At 72.7% G+C, this 13755-nt stretch carries 13 protein-coding genes; 6 read left to right on the top strand and 7 right to left on the bottom strand.

All coding sequences use genetic code 11. From position 1 onward, the window contains the following. Window positions 1–4 precede the first annotated feature (4 nt). Entirely contained in the window at window positions 5–2734 is a 2730-nt protein-coding gene (locus tag BJP60_RS11045) for a cation-translocating P-type ATPase (protein ID WP_203135803.1), read from the top strand. Here BJP60_RS11045 and BJP60_RS11040 read toward each other — a convergent pair. Further along, complete coding sequence (locus BJP60_RS11040; protein ID WP_203135802.1) at window positions 2731–3108, bottom strand: DUF4406 domain-containing protein; 378 nt, start codon at window positions 3106–3108, stop codon at window positions 2731–2733. The genes BJP60_RS11045 and BJP60_RS11040 overlap by 4 nt on opposite strands. Before the next feature lie 47 nt (window positions 3109–3155). Between BJP60_RS11040 and BJP60_RS11035 the strand changes: the two genes are divergently transcribed. Then, a complete protein-coding gene (locus BJP60_RS11035) occupies window positions 3156–3923 on the top strand; it encodes a DeoR/GlpR family DNA-binding transcription regulator (protein ID WP_203135801.1) in 768 nt (255 codons plus the stop codon). Here the strand turns inward: BJP60_RS11035 and BJP60_RS11030 are convergent. After that, on the bottom strand, window positions 3913–4605 hold the full coding sequence (locus tag BJP60_RS11030) for a nucleotidyltransferase domain-containing protein (protein WP_203135800.1): 693 nt from the start codon (window positions 4603–4605) through the stop codon (window positions 3913–3915). The two genes, BJP60_RS11035 and BJP60_RS11030, sit on opposite strands and share 11 nt — an antisense overlap. A gap of 20 nt (window positions 4606–4625) precedes the next feature. Further along, window positions 4626–5615: an asparaginase gene (locus BJP60_RS11025; protein ID WP_203135799.1), complete on the bottom strand. Its 990-nt coding sequence runs from the start codon at window positions 5613–5615 to the stop codon at window positions 4626–4628. A 54-nt stretch (window positions 5616–5669) separates the two neighbouring features. Here BJP60_RS11025 and BJP60_RS11020 point away from each other — a divergent pair, with 54 nt between their 5' ends. Then, the gene (locus BJP60_RS11020) at window positions 5670–6140 is read left to right on the top strand and encodes an OsmC family protein (RefSeq protein ID WP_203135798.1); all 471 of its coding nucleotides are present in this window, start codon (window positions 5670–5672) and stop codon (window positions 6138–6140) included. Window positions 6141–6212: 72 nt separating this feature from the next. On the opposite strand, the gene BJP60_RS11015 is transcribed toward BJP60_RS11020, so the two are convergent. Continuing rightward, the gene (locus BJP60_RS11015) at window positions 6213–6998 is read right to left on the bottom strand and encodes a lysophospholipid acyltransferase family protein (protein WP_203135797.1); all 786 of its coding nucleotides are present in this window, start codon (window positions 6996–6998) and stop codon (window positions 6213–6215) included. Window positions 6999–7131: 133 nt separating this feature from the next. Here BJP60_RS11015 and BJP60_RS11010 point away from each other — a divergent pair, with 133 nt between their 5' ends. Both BJP60_RS11010 and BJP60_RS11005 read left to right on the top strand, forming a co-directional pair. Next, window positions 7132–8079 (top strand): FKBP-type peptidyl-prolyl cis-trans isomerase, encoded by a 948-nt coding sequence (locus tag BJP60_RS11010; RefSeq protein WP_203135796.1) that lies wholly within the window; start codon window positions 7132–7134, stop codon window positions 8077–8079. Window positions 8080–8090: 11 nt separating this feature from the next. Then, on the top strand, window positions 8091–9173 hold the full coding sequence (locus tag BJP60_RS11005; protein ID WP_203135795.1) for a 1-deoxy-D-xylulose-5-phosphate reductoisomerase: 1083 nt from the start codon (window positions 8091–8093) through the stop codon (window positions 9171–9173). A gap of 66 nt (window positions 9174–9239) precedes the next feature. On the opposite strand, the gene BJP60_RS11000 is transcribed toward BJP60_RS11005, so the two are convergent. From BJP60_RS11000 to BJP60_RS10990, 3 genes are all read right to left on the bottom strand, one after another. After that, complete coding sequence (locus tag BJP60_RS11000) at window positions 9240–10868, bottom strand: Mur ligase family protein (RefSeq protein ID WP_203135794.1); 1629 nt, start codon at window positions 10866–10868, stop codon at window positions 9240–9242. Window positions 10869–10985: 117 nt separating this feature from the next. Continuing rightward, window positions 10986–11657, bottom strand: coding sequence for a YcnI family copper-binding membrane protein (locus tag BJP60_RS10995; RefSeq protein WP_203135793.1), 672 nt, complete (start codon window positions 11655–11657; stop codon window positions 10986–10988). Window positions 11658–11778: 121 nt separating this feature from the next. Continuing rightward, window positions 11779–12354: a hypothetical protein gene (locus tag BJP60_RS10990; protein WP_203135792.1), complete on the bottom strand. Its 576-nt coding sequence runs from the start codon at window positions 12352–12354 to the stop codon at window positions 11779–11781. 71 nt (window positions 12355–12425) lie between these two features. Here BJP60_RS10990 and BJP60_RS10985 point away from each other — a divergent pair, with 71 nt between their 5' ends. Further along, the gene (locus BJP60_RS10985; RefSeq protein WP_203135791.1) at window positions 12426–13715 is read left to right on the top strand and encodes a M50 family metallopeptidase; all 1290 of its coding nucleotides are present in this window, start codon (window positions 12426–12428) and stop codon (window positions 13713–13715) included. The last annotated feature ends 40 nt before the right edge of the window (window positions 13716–13755 follow it).

Raw genomic sequence — 13755 nt, 5'->3', positions numbered from 1 at the left:
ACAGATGGATGCGAGCGACCGGGTCGCCGGTCTCGACACGCCCGAGACGGCGGTCGTGAACCGCGGCGCGGAGTCCACGCCATGGGCCGTGCCCGGCGACGACGTCGTCGAGAGCCTACGCACGCGCGCGTCCGGCCTGACGCGGGCGGAGGTCGCCGAGCGCGCGGAGCGGTTCGGCCCGAACGAGCTGCCCGAGGCGCAGCGCAAGCCCGCGATCGTGCGCTTCCTGTCGCACTTCAACGACACCCTGATCTACATCCTGCTGGGCGCCGCGGCGGTCAAGGCGGTCATGGCCGACTGGCTGGACTTCAGCGTGATCATGGTCGTCGCGGTCATCAACGCCGTGATCGGATACGTGCAGGAGGGGCGCGCGGAGAAGGCGCTCGCGGGGATCCGCGGCATGCTCTCCTCCGTCGCGCAGGTGCGACGCGAGGGCGAGTGGCACGTCGTGCCGGCCGCCGAACTCGTGCCGGGCGACATCGTGCGCGTCGCACCCGGCGACAAGGTCCCGGCCGACATGCGGCTGATCTCCGCCACGCAGCTGCGGGTGGACGAGGCGGCGCTCACGGGCGAGTCGGTGCCGTCGTCGAAGTCGGTCGCGCCCGTGCTGCCGGAGGCCGGCGTGGGCGATCGCGCTTCGATGCTGTTCTCGGGGACCATCGTGTCGGCCGGTCAGGCGCGCGCGGTCGTCACGGGCACCGGGGCGGCCACCGAGATCGGCACCATCCAGGCCCTGGTCGGCGAGGCGGGCTCGCTCGACACCCCGCTCACGAAGCAGCTCGACGCGTTCGCCCGGGTGCTGACCCTCGTGATCCTGGGCATGGCGACCGTCATGCTGCTGATCGGGCGCTTCCTGCACGGCATGCCGTTCGGCGAGCTCGTCTCGGCGACGATCGGCTTCGCCGTCGCGGCGATCCCCGAGGGACTGCCCGCCCTGGTGACGATCACCCTCGCGATCGGCGTGCAGCAGATGGCGCGCCGCAACGCCATCACGCGCAAGCTGCCCGCGGTCGAGGCGCTCGGCTCCGTCACCACCGTGTGCTCGGACAAGACCGGCACGCTCACGACGAACGAGATGACGGTGCGGCGGATCCTCACCCCACGCGCGGCGTACGAGGTCGAGGGCCTCGGGTACACACCGGAGGGGCGGATCGCCCCCGCCGCGGACGGCACGGAGCCGACGGGCGAGGACGTGCGCGCCCTTCTGATGGTCGCCTCGCTGTGCAACGACGCCTACATCCAGCCGACCGGCGAGCAGTGGCAGCTCGTGGGGGAACCCACGGAGGGGGCCCTGAAGGTCGCGGCGATGAAGGGCGGCTTCGACGGCGCCGGTTTCACGCGCGCGGCGGTGCTGCCGTTCGACTCGGCGAACAAGCTCATGGCGACCGTGAACGCGGACGTCGAGGGCGGCCGCGTCCTGCTGGTCAAGGGGGCGCCGGATCGCCTGCTCGACCGCTCCACGACCGAACTCGGGGGCGTCCCGCTCGACCTCGCGCGCTGGATCTCGGCGGTCGACGCGTTGAGCGCCGAGGGACTGCGCGTGCTGGCGGCGGCACGCATCACGGACTACCCGGTCGGCGGCGACCTGTCGCTGGATGATCTGTGGGACCTCGAGTTCCTCGGCGTCTTCGGCATCGTCGATCCGCCGCGTCCCGAGGTCATCGACGCGATCGCCGACTGCCACGCGGCCGGCGTGCGCGTGAAGATGATCACGGGCGACCACGCGGGCACGGCGGTCGCGATCGCGCGCGAGATCGGGATCGTCTCCGAGCCGGATGCGCCCGTGCTGACGGGCGCCGAGCTCGAGGCGATGACGCAGGATCAGCTCACGGCGGTCGTGCGCGACGTGGACGTGTACGCGCGCACGAGCCCCGAGCACAAGATCCGCATCGTGCGCGCCCTGCAGGCGCACGACGAGGTGGTCGCCATGACGGGGGACGGCGTGAACGACGCCCCGGCCCTGACGCGCGCGAGCGTCGGCATCGCCATGGGCATCAAGGGAACCGAGGCGACGAAGGAGGCCGCCGAGATCGTCCTGGCCGACGACAACTTCGCGACCATCCGGTCGGCGATCCGCGAGGGCCGGCGCATCTACGACAACCTGCGCAAGTCGGTCGTCTTCCTGCTGCCGACGAACGGCGCGCAGTCGCTCGTGATCCTGATCGCGATCGTGTTCGGCCTCTCACTGCCGCTCACCCCGGTGCAGGTGCTGTGGGTCAACATGATCACGGCCGTGACGCTGTCGCTCGCCCTGGCGTACGAGCCGGCGGAGCGCGGGATCATGTCCCGTCCGCCCCGCCGGCCCGGCGGATCCATCATCTCGACGCGCGAGCTGGGGCTCGTGCTCGTCGTGTCGCTGCTGATCGGCGGCGCCACGCTGTTCGTGTTCTACACCGCGCTCGCCCGCGGCGACGCGCTGAATCTGGCCCGCACCGAGGCCGTGCTCATGCTGGCGCTCGGGCAGCTCGCGTTCCTCTTCAACTGCCGGATCTTGTCGCACTCGAGCTTCAGCCTCGATGCGCTGCGCGGCAACCCGGTCGTGTGGTGGTCGGCGCTCGTCCTGATCGTGCTGCAGCTGATCTACTGCTACGTGCCGTTCATGAACGGTCTGTTCGACTCGACGCCGCTGCCGCTGTGGGCATGGGTGGTGCCATTGGGGCTGGCGATCGCGCTGTTCGTCCTGATCGAGGCCGTCAAGGCGCTCTGGCGCCGCCTGCCCGGCGGTTCGCGCTAGGCGACCGGGGCCTTCGCGGGGATCTCCTCCAGGGAGAAGTACACGGGGATGCCGCGCTCGCGGGCGATCGCGACATCCTGGTCCGCGCCCCGCGAGTCGCCGGGCAGACGCAGCACGGCGTCGCAGTGCTGCAGCAGACGCTCGGCCGTCGGGTACATGACCTCGGCCGCGAGGGGATCGGTCGGGCCGCTCGCCCCCGCACTCGACAGCACGGGCAGCGCGACCCACTCGCCGATCATCGGGATGTGGCCGGCCTGGAAGATTGGCCACGCGGCCTCCTCGAGCCGGGCGAGGTTGCGGGCCATGAGGGCGGGATCGCCGCCGGTTCCCGAGGCATAGGGGCCGGCGATGAGAATGAGAAGTGGTTTCGTCATAACCGGTACGATACAGCAAGAACGTGCACAAACGTGAAGGAGTCGGAATGCTCGCCGCCGCGCGCAAGGAACTGCTGCTCGAACGACTGCAGCGAGACGGCCGCATCGTCGCGAAGGAGATCGCAACGGAGCTCGGGCTCTCGGAGGACAGCATCCGCCGCGACCTGCGCGAGCTCGACGCCGCCGGGCTCGCGGTGCGCGTGTACGGCGGAGCGCTGCCGGCATCACCGGCCGTGGCGGACTACGCGGCGCGCGCGACGGTCGCGCCGAACAGCAAGCGCCGCGTCGCCGCGGCCGCCGTGGCGCTGATCGAGCCGGATGCCACGGTCATCCTGGACGGGGGCACCACGGCCCTGGCGATGGTCGAAGCCCTGCCGCGCTCGTTCCGGTGCACGGTCGTCACGCACAGCCCCACGATCGCGGCGGCGCTGCTCGAGCACGCGGCCGACGTGTTCCTGATCGGCGGACAGCTCTTCAAGCACTCGGCTGTCACGAGCGGGGCGGCCGCCGCCGAGGCCGCGAGCCGGATCAGCGCGGACGTGTTCTTCCTCGGCGTGACGGGCGTGCACGCCACGGCAGGCCTCACGACCGGCCATCCGGACGAGGCGGCCATGAAGCGCGCGCTGGCGGCCCGGGCCGCGGACACCTTCGTGCTCGCGAGCGACGAGAAGATCGGGGCGGCCTCGCGGTTCACCGTGCTCCCGCTCGACGAGGTCGCGGGCGTGATCGCCGACGCCGACTCCGACCTCCCCGCGATGCGCGATCTCGTCGCGGCGGGCGCGCGCGTGATCCCCGCCGGCGGAGTCAGCGCGTGAAGTCCGCCTGCAGCCTGCCGCCGAGCGCCTCCAGCTCGACCTCCGCCGCCGCCACGAGGCCGGCGTGGTCGTCCGCGAGCAGGGGAGCGGAAAGCCGCTCCGTCCGCACGGGATCCCAGGCGCGCAGCCGGCGCGGCAGGTGCTTGCCGGTCGCGATCCACTCGCCGTGCGACACCAGCAGCAGCTCGCCCAGGCGCTCGAACAGGGTGGCCGCGAGCACGCGCCGCTCGAGCGGATCGGTCGCGTCGCGCAGGTCGTCCACCACGTCCGTCACGATGTAGCGGCGCATGTCCAGCTCGTGCGGCTCCACGCGGGGACCCGCGTCCCGCACGGGACTCCATCGATCCCGCAGCCGATCCAGCAGCGCACCGGCTCGCACGGGCCGGCCCTCGAACAGCATGTTCAGCAGAAGCGGCCGGTGCCGTGCGAGGTCCTTCTCGACCCACCGCTCGAAGGCGCCCGCCGTGTGCGCGAAGACCTCGAACGCCTCGCCCTCGAACGCGAGGGTGGCCGCGAGGCTGTCCTCGTCGGCGTCGAACATCTGGGCGGGGCCGAGCACGAGCAGGTCGACGTCGCTCGTCGCGGTGCGCTCGCCGCGGGCCGTGCTGCCGGCGAGGACGGCCGCCTCCGCGGCGGGGAAGCGGTCCTCGACGAACCTGCGGGCGAGCGCGTCGTGATCCATGGACCCGACCGTAGCGGGACTCAGACGGTCGCGCGGATGCGCCCGACCTCGCGGCCGCCGCCCTGCACGGCGAAGGACGGGTGTGCGGCGGCGTCCGCCACCTCGTTCGGCGGCAGCGCGCCGGCGTTGGCGAGAAGCTGCAGCGCGACGAGCGGCGCCGCCCGCAGCGATCCGTCGAGCATCTTGAGCGCGACCGTCGTGCCGTCGGGGGCGACCATGATCTGCACACCCTCCGCGCCGAGCTTCGAGAACACGCCGAAGCGCTCGATCGCCATCGTGTCGCCGCCGCCGGGCCCGTCGATCACCCACGGGTTCTCGCGCACGGCGCGCACGAGTGCACCCGCGACGCGATGCAGCGCGAACGGCGAGCGCTCCGACGACGTCCCGATCCGGTGGATGCCGCGCGCGAGGCTCGCGAGCGGCAGCGCGTGCACGGGCGCGCCGCATCCGTCGATCACGGTCGCGGCGATCTTCTCGCCGGTCAGGCGCTCGACGACCTCGCGGATGTGCGTCTGCAGGGGATGGGCCGGGTCGAGGTACCCCGCCACATCCCATCCGGTCGCGACGCACGCGGCGAGCATCGCGGCGTGCTTGCCGGAGCAGTTGTGCCGGATGGCGGCCGGCTCGAGATGCTCGCGCACCATGGCGTCGCGCGTGGCCGTGTCGCTCGGCCGGCTCGCGGGGCACGCGAGGTGGTCCTCCGTGAGTCCCGCGGCGGACAGCACGTCGCGCACGAGCGCGACGTGCCGATCGGTTCCCGCGTGGCTCGCGGTCGCGAGCGCGAGGTGCTCGCCCTCGAGCGCGGCGCCGGCCGTGACGACCGCGACGGCCTGAAGCGGCTTGAGGGAGGAGCGGGGCAGGATCGTCGCGTCCGGATCGCCGAGGCGCGTGACGACGTCGCCGGCGGGGGAGAGGACGATCGCCGAACCCGCGTGACGGGATTCCACGAAGCCGCCCCGCTCGACTACGGCGAGCTCTTCGGCATCCTGCACGGTGAAAGTCTGAGCCACCTCCTCAGCCTAACGACGCGGATCGCGCTCCTCGCGCGGTGGCAGACTGGCGCCATGAACCGAGAGCACCGCTACGCCCTGACCGCGACCTGGACCGGCAACCAGGGCTCCGGCACGAGCGGCTACCGCGACTACTCGCGCGACGTGACGCTCGAGGTGGCCGGCAAGCCGGCGCTGCTCGCGTCGTCGGACAAGCCGTTCCGCGGCGACCCCGAGCGCTGGAACCCGGAGGACCTGCTCGTGGCGGCGCTGTCGGAGTGCCACCTGCTGTCGTACCTGCACGCGTGCGTGCAGGCTGGCGTCGTCGTGACGTCGTACGTCGACGACGCGACGGGTCTGCTGCGGGAGGACGGCAGCAGCAGCGCGCGGTTCGAGCAGGTCGTGCTGCACCCGCGCGTGACGGTCGCGGACGCGTCGATGATCGAAGCCGCCGAGGCCGCGCACAAGACGGCGCACGAGTGGTGCTTCATCGCCCGCTCGGTCAACTTTCCCGTGCTGCACGAGGCGACCGTCACGGTCGGCTGACCCGCGGCGCTCGAGTCAGGCGATGAAGCCGAGGCGTGCTCGGCGCTCGACCCGGCGAGCCGCGTGGGCCGGCTACCGGCGCTCGTGCGGCAGCGCGCGGCGGATCTTCTCCATCGGCGACTGCGCGGGGGACTCGTTGTAGGCGTTGGCGAGCTCCTGGCCCGAGAGGGCATGGATCGCGGCCATGATCTCGTCCGTCGCGGTGCGGCGCGCCTTCCCCGAGCTGGCGGGGCCGTGGTGCGAGAGGTCGAGAGGTGCGCCGAAGCGGATCGTCACGCGCTCCTTCGTCGACGGGAACTTCGCCCCGACGGGCATGACGCGATCGGTGCCGGTGAGACCGACCGGCACGACGGGCGCCCCGGTCTGCAGGGCGAGGAACGCCACGCCCGTGCGGCCCTTGTAGAGGCGGCCGTCGAGCGAGCGCGTGCCCTCGGGGTACAGCGCGACGGCGGCGCCCGTCTCCAGGATCTGGCGCTGCTGGTCGAGGGCGTCGAGCGCGGCCTGCCCTGCGCCGCGGCGGACGGGGATGGCGCCGACCGCCGTGAACAGCGACTTCGACAGCCATCCCTTGAAGCCGGTGCCCTCGAAGTACGACGACTTCGCGAGGAAGTGCACGGGGCGCGGGGCGACGGCGACCGGGATCGCGATCGAGTCGATGAACGACAGGTGGTTGCTGGCGAAGATCACGCTCCCGTCGCGGGGGATGTGCGCCTTGCCCTCGACATGCGGGCGGTAGATCGCGCGAGCGAGTGGGGCGAGCGCGAGGCGGCCGACGGTGTAGAACCAGCTCGGTCGGCTCGGGTCCTCCTCGGGCGCCGTCTCGTCGGGTTCCGGGGGCACGGAGTCCGCAGAGGTCATCGTCCGAGATTATCGCGGGGTCCATTCCGTCGGGAGCATGCCTCGTGGGAGCATCTGCCCGGGTGATGCTCAGGACGTTCGTACCCGGCATGGGGCAGGATGGGACGACCCCCACAACGATCGAGGTATCTTCGTGCGTCTTCGCTCCGCAGCTTTCCTGTCCGCTCTCGCGCTCAGCGCCGTCGCGCTCGCCGGCTGCTCGGGCGAGCCGGCGCCGGCGGAGACGCCCACCGCCTCCGCCGAAGCCACCGACGTGTGCGCGGCGGCGCTGGCGAGCGGCGCGTCCTCCGAGGCCGTCACGGTCGAGGGCGAGCCCGGCGAGAAGCCGACCATCGCACTGGACGGCGCGCTCGAGATCACCACGCCCGAGCGCACGGTCGTCGACGAGGGCGACGGGGAGCCGATCGCGCTCGGCCAGATCATCGAGTACGGCCTGACGGTCTTCGATGCGAGCACGGGCGAGGAGCTGCAGAGCGTCGGCTACGACACGCCCGTCCTGCCCGAGGCGCTCGCCATGGATAGCGGCACCGCGCAGCTGTTCGGCTGCGCTCCGGTGGGCTCGCGCATCGTCGCGACCGTGCCCGGCCAGGGCGAGCAGCAGCCCGCCACGGTGTACGTGATCGACCTGCTCGGCAACGACACGCCCACGGCCGCGTGGGGCGAGCCGCAGGAGCCCGTCGAGGGCCAGCCCACGGTCGAGCTCGCCGACGACGGAGAGCCCACCATCACGCTCCCCGACACCGAGCCGCCGGCGGAGACCGAGGTCACCACGCTCAAGGCCGGCGACGGCGCCGAGGTGGCGTCGGGCGACAGCGTGCTCGTGCAGTACACCGGCGTGAAGTGGTCGGACGGCTCGGTGTTCGACTCGAGCTGGGAGCGGGGCGCCGCGGCCGCCATGTCCACCACGGGCGTCGTCGCCGGCTTCCAGAAGGCCCTCGAGGGGCAGAAGGTGGGCTCGCAGGTGCTCGTCACGATGCCGCCCGCGGACGGCTACGGCGCGTCGGCCGAGCACGAGCTCGCGGAGGAGACGCTGACCTTCGTGGTCGACATCCTCGCGTCGCAGTCCGTGGCGCAGCAGTAAGCGCCGCGGCAATGCGTCGCGTCGTCATCCTCGGCTCCACCGGGTCGATCGGCACGCAGGCGCTCGAGGTGATCCGGGCGAACCCGGACCGCTTCGAGGTCGTCGGCCTCTCGGCGGGCTCGAACGCCGCGGCGATGGCGGCGCAGGCCGACGAGTTCGGCGTCGCGCACACCGCGCTCGGGGCCGTCGAGGCCGAGCAGCTCGTGCGCGACGTGGCGGCCGACGTCGTCGTCAACGGCATCACCGGATCGGTCGGTCTCGGCCCGACGCTCGCGGCGCTCGAGGCCGGACGGACGCTCGCACTCGCCAACAAGGAGTCGCTCATCGTGGGCGGCGACCTCGTGAAGCGCCTCGCGGCGCCCGGGCAGATCGTGCCCGTCGACTCCGAGCACTCCGCGATCGCGCAGGCGCTGCGCGCGGGGGAGCACCGCGAGGTGCGGCGGCTCATCGTGACCGCGTCGGGCGGCCCGTTCCGCGGACGCCGCCGCGATGAGCTGGAGGGCGTCACGCCGGCCGAGGCGCTGAAGCATCCGAACTTCGCGATGGGCCGCGTCATCACGACGAACTCGGCGACGCTCGTGAACAAGGGCCTCGAGGTCATCGAGGCGCACTTGCTGTTCGACGTGCCCTACGACAGCATCGAGGTCGTCGTGCACCCGCAGCAGTGGATCCACTCCATGGTCGAGTTCCACGACGGCTCCACCATCGCGCAGGCGGGGCCGCCTCGCATGCTCGTGCCGATCGCGCTGGGTCTGTCCTGGCCCGAGCGGCTGGCCGACGTCGACGTCCCGATCGACTGGACGCGCGCGCAGAGCTGGGACTTCGAGCCGCTCGACGACGACGCGTTCCCCGCGGTGAGGCTGGCCAAGCAGGTCGGCGAGGCGGGCTCGACCTTCCCCGGTGTCTACAACGCCGCCAACGAGCAGGCGGTCGACGCCTTCCACGAGGGACGTCTGCCGTTCCTCGGCATCGTCGACACCGTGAGCCGCGTCGTCGACGCGCACGAGCCGCCGGCGGAGCTCACGCGCGAGTCGCTCGCGGACGCCGAGGCGTGGGCCCGGGCCGAGGCCGACCGGATCATCGCCTCGCTCTAGCCCCGATCGCCTCACGCGGCCGCTGAGCGCGGCCGCTGAGCACCGGGCACGGGCGCGGCGAGCCGGTCAGCCCTCCGCGCGCGCGTACGGGTCGTTCCAGCGGCGCTCGCCCACGGGCCAGCCGGCGTCGTCGAGCGCGCGGCGCGCCAGTTCACGGCCCGAGTAGAACAGCCGCACGCCCTGCACCTCGCGGTGGTCCTGGTGGCCGGGTCCGAACCAGATGATCGCATCGCCGGGACCGACGAGCTTCACCGCGTCGACGATCGCCTTCTCCGGCGGGACGACCTCGTACGCCTCGGCCTCCGACTTCACCGACAGCGCGCCCTCGAGCAGCATGCGCCGCACGACGGCCGGGTCCTCCCAGCGCGGGTTGTGGTCGGTGATGATCACGACGTCGCCGTAGTCGCCCGCGGCCTTGCCCATCGCGAACCGCTTCGTGGTGTCGCGGCTGCCGTCCGCGCCCATCATCACGACGAGCTTGCCGGTCGTGACCTTGCGCATCGCCTCGAGGGTCTTCTCGATGCCGACGGGGGTGTGGCCGAAGTCGACGTAGACCGCGGGGCCGTTCTCGCCCGCGGCGTGGATGCGCTCGGCGCGGCCCGGCAGGTGCGCGCGGATGGCGCCGTCCTTCGCGATCGCCCCCGTGATCCGCTCCCACGAGTAGCCGGCCTCGAGCAGCATCAGGATCGCCAGGCCGGCGTTGGCCGCCATGTGCGGTCCGATCACCGGAACGAAGGAGGTGAACGAGCGGCCGTCGGCGTTGTTCGTGAGCGTGAACCCGGTGCCGTCGAGCGTCTCCTCCCGCACCGTGACGGTCCACTCGGCGGTCCCGGCGAGTTCCTGATCGACCGCGATCGCGGGCGTCGCGATGGTCACGACGGGGACCTCGGCGCGCTGCACGACCTCGGCGCCCGCGGGGGTGTCGAGCGAGACGACCGCGCGGCGGGCGCGATCCGGACGGAACAGCGGAAGCTTCGCCTCGAGGTACTCCTCCATGTCGGAGAAGTCGTCCATGTGGTCGTGCGAGAGGTTGGTGAACGCGCTGACGTCGAACACGATCGCATCGACGCGGTGACGCATGATCGCCTGCACGCTGACCTCGATCGCGGCCGCCTCGACGTGGCGCTCGCGCATGACGGCGAGCAGCGCGTGCATCTCGTAGGCCTCGGGGGTCGTGAGCCGCGCCATGACCGACTCGCCCGCGATCGTGCGCAGGGCCGACGAGGACAGGCCCGACACGACGCCCATCTGCGACAGGATGCCGTCGAGGATGTGCGTGATGCTCGTCTTGCCGTCGGTGCCGGTGGTGCCGAGCAGGATCGGCAGATCGTGATCCGTGCCGAAGGCCCACTTCGACAGCTCGCCCAGCACGCCGCGCGGGTCGTCCACGATGACGATCGGCAGACCGGCGGGCTCCGCGATGTCGGCGCCCTCGGCGTCGGTGACGATCGCGACCGCGCCGGCGTCGGCCGCGGCCTGTGCGAACTCGGCGCCGTGCTTGTTGCGGCCGTTGATGGCGACGAAGACCTCGCCGGGGTGCAGATCCGTGGTCGCGAGCGTGACGCCGCGGATCTCGACGCCGTCGAGGGATCCGCGCGTATCGCGCCCGAAGCGCTCGGCGAGCTCGGTGAGACGGCGCCGCGGCGGGTTCTCGGGACGCAGGACCGGCGGGATGTTCGATGCAGGCTTCGTCATGGCCCTACAAGTCTCGCACGCGGGCCGGATCGCGCCGGGTCGCCGGGTGCTCCGCGTTCCGGATGGTGCGCGTGGTGCGGGCGGCGCGCTCGCGCGGAGCGCACCGCCCGGAGGCGATCACCGGCGCGCGCGACGCCAGGCGAGCAGCGACACCACGAGGGCCGCGACGCCCGCGACCAGGCCGCCGGCTCCCAGGGCCACGGGAAGCGGATCCGCGGCAGGCGCGGCCGCCTCCGCGGGCGCCGCTTCCGTGTCGTGGGACGCCGATGCGCCGTGCTCGGCGGAGGTCGCCTCGCCCAGCGTCACGGTCGGCGCGGGGTGGTCGAGCGCGTGCGGGTCCTCCCCGTCGGCGGCGATCTCGCTCCACGACGTGGCGCCGTCGACGCACACCTGCTCGACCGGGAAGGCGAGCGTGTCGGCGGCGTCCTCGGCGTACTTCACGCCGAGCTCGATGGTCGCGCGGCGGTCGTCGGCGACGGGCTCGTCGGCCGTGTACGTGACCTGCGTGACGAGGCCGTTCGACGCGTCGCGCTCGACGTCGATCGCCCACCCGGGAGCGATCGTCGGCGTGACGGAGTCGAGTCCGTCCGGCATGTCGATGCGCAGCGCGGTGGTGGGCGAGCCGTCGCAGCCGTGCCCGAACGCGAACGTCAGCACGTCGTAGCCGCCCACGGCGGGGGCGTCCGGCGTGACGGTGACGTGCGCGCTCGCGGCGAGCGGAGCGGCGAGCACGAGGCCGGCGGCGAGGGTGACGCCGGCGGCGATGCGGGTGCGGTGGGTGAAGGGCATGTCTGTCTCCAAGTGATCAGGGTGCGAGCGGGCGCGGCTGATCCGCGCGGTCCGGCGCTCGCGGTGAGGGATCTGCGGCGTGCGCCGATCACCGCGCACCCGTCAGGCGGGTGCGTGCGGCTCAGACGCTTCGCGGTGCGGGCGGGCCGCGCAGGGAGACGGAGGAGAGGATCCGCGACTCGACGGGTCGCGGGACGTCGAGGAAGCGCGTGCCGGTGGCGACCGGTGCCGCGGCGCGCGGCACCTCGACCCGGCGCAGCACCGCGACGGTCTCGCGCGCGATGGCCCGGATGACGCGCTCGCCGCGCCACAGCAGCGCCAGCGTGAGGATCGCCGCGACGGCGTGCGCGGCATACATCTCCGCGCTCTCGGCCGGCGGTGCGGCCACGTCGAGCGCGACGCCCGCCGTGTGGTGCGCGTGATCCGCCTGCACCCGGTCGCCGGTGGGCGAGCCGAGCAGCTGGAACGCGGCGTGGAAGGCCACCTGGCTCAGCGCGACCGCGGCCGCGAGGCGCGCCAGGCTCGCCCGCGGGCCGACGACGCCGCTCGCGACGGGCGTCAGCAGCGCGATCATGAGCGCCACAAGCAGCGGAGCGGGCGCCGGTCCGCCGGCGATCGTGTGCGACGTGGCGGCGAGGAGCGTCGCGACGGTCGCGGCGGAGGCACCGCGGAGGGTGCGCAGCTGCCGGGTCGTCACCCGACGAATCTACCCGCGCCATCCGGGGCCGCCGCCACGCGATTCAAAGGTTCCGGGCATACCGTTGTCGCGTGGCTGTGCTCGCGTTCGTGATCGGTGTGCTCATCGTCGTGGTGGGGCTCGCGGTGTCGATCGCGCTGCACGAGATCGGGCACCTCGTCCCGGCCAAGCGCTTCGGCGTGCAGACGAGCCGGTACATGGTGGGCCTCGGACCCGTGATCTGGTCGAAGCGGATCGGCGAGACCGAGTACGGCGTCAAGCTGCTGCCGATCGGCGGCTACGTGTCGATGGCGGGGATGTACGCGCCCGTCCACGCCAAGGCGCGCACGCGCGGCATGCTCGCGACCCTCGTGCAGGACGCGCGCGACGCCAACCACGAAACCCTCGTCGGCGTCGACGACTCGCGCGCCTTCTATCGCCTCGCGGTGTGGAAGCGCATCGTCGTGATGCTCGGCGGGCCGGTCATGAACCTGCTGCTCGCGCTCATCCTCTTCACGATCCTCTATACGGGGATCGGGATGCAGCAGACGACGACCACGATCGACACGGTCGCCGAATGCGTCGTGCCGGCCGGGTCCGCGGCGACCGAGTGCGCGCCGGATGCCGAGGCCTCGCCCGCGCATGCCGCCGGTCTGCTGCCGGGGGACCAGCTCGTCTCGCTCGACGGGCAGGAGGTCGCGACGTTCGCGGAGGCGTCGGCGATCGTGCAGGCACACCCGGATCAGACGATCCCGGTCGTGGTGCTGCGCGAGGGCGCGCGCGTGGAGCTGTCCATGACCCCCGTGCTCGCCGAGCGTCAGATCGCCGGCCCCGACGGCGAGGTCACGACGCAGAGCGTGGGCTTCGCGGGCATGACGGCGGCCGTCGAGCGCGTGCACCAGCCGGTCTGGGCGGGCGCGCAGGCGACGGCCGACAACCTCGGCCGCGTCGCGGGGATCATCGTGCAGCTCCCCGTGCAGCTGTGGAACACCGCCGTCGACCTCTTCACCGGTCAGGAGCGCGACCCGAACGGACCCCTCAGCGTCGTCGGCGTCGGCCGGCTCGCGGGCGAGGTCGCTGCGGCCGAGGCGCCCATCCTGGATCGCGTCGCGGCGATGGTGGGCCTGCTCGGCTCGGTGAACATCGCGCTGTTCGTGTTCAACCTGATCCCGCTGCTGCCGCTCGACGGCGGCCACGTCGCCATCGCGCTGTGGGACGGCATCAAGCGCGGCTGGGCGCGACTGCGCGGCAAGTCCGAGCCGGCCCCGGCCGACGCGACCCGGTTCGTCCCGGTGGCGCTCGTGGTCGTGGTGCTCATGATCGGCATGGGCGCGCTGCTCTTCGCGGCCGACATCTTCAATCCGATCACGCTCGCAGGCTAGCGGCGCCCGGTCCGCGGGGTCCCGTTCGTCGCGCGCAGCC

This window comes from Microbacterium sp. JZ31 (assembly GCF_016805985.1).
GTDB lineage: Bacteria > Actinomycetota > Actinomycetes > Actinomycetales > Microbacteriaceae > Microbacterium.
This window is presented reverse-complemented; position numbering and strand designations above follow the sequence as displayed.

Bases quoted from the DNA above. Each gene is read 5' to 3' on its own strand.
- BJP60_RS11000 (WP_203135794.1), bottom strand. From the start codon at position 10,868: ATGACGAAGCCTGCATCGAACATCCCGCCGGTCCTGCGTCCCGAGAAC.
- BJP60_RS11020 (WP_203135798.1), top strand. From the start codon at position 5,670: ATGAACCGAGAGCACCGCTACGCCCTGACCGCGACCTGGACCGGCAAC.
- BJP60_RS11015 (WP_203135797.1), bottom strand. From the start codon at position 6,998: ATGACCTCTGCGGACTCCGTGCCCCCGGAACCCGACGAGACGGCGCCC.
- BJP60_RS11040 (WP_203135802.1), bottom strand. From the start codon at position 3,108: ATGACGAAACCACTTCTCATTCTCATCGCCGGCCCCTATGCCTCGGGA.
- BJP60_RS11035 (WP_203135801.1), top strand. From the start codon at position 3,156: ATGCTCGCCGCCGCGCGCAAGGAACTGCTGCTCGAACGACTGCAGCGA.
- BJP60_RS11045 (WP_203135803.1), top strand. From the start codon at position 5: ATGGATGCGAGCGACCGGGTCGCCGGTCTCGACACGCCCGAGACGGCG.
- BJP60_RS10995 (WP_203135793.1), bottom strand. From the start codon at position 11,657: ATGCCCTTCACCCACCGCACCCGCATCGCCGCCGGCGTCACCCTCGCC.
- BJP60_RS11030 (WP_203135800.1), bottom strand. From the start codon at position 4,605: ATGGATCACGACGCGCTCGCCCGCAGGTTCGTCGAGGACCGCTTCCCC.
- BJP60_RS11005 (WP_203135795.1), top strand. From the start codon at position 8,091: ATGCGTCGCGTCGTCATCCTCGGCTCCACCGGGTCGATCGGCACGCAG.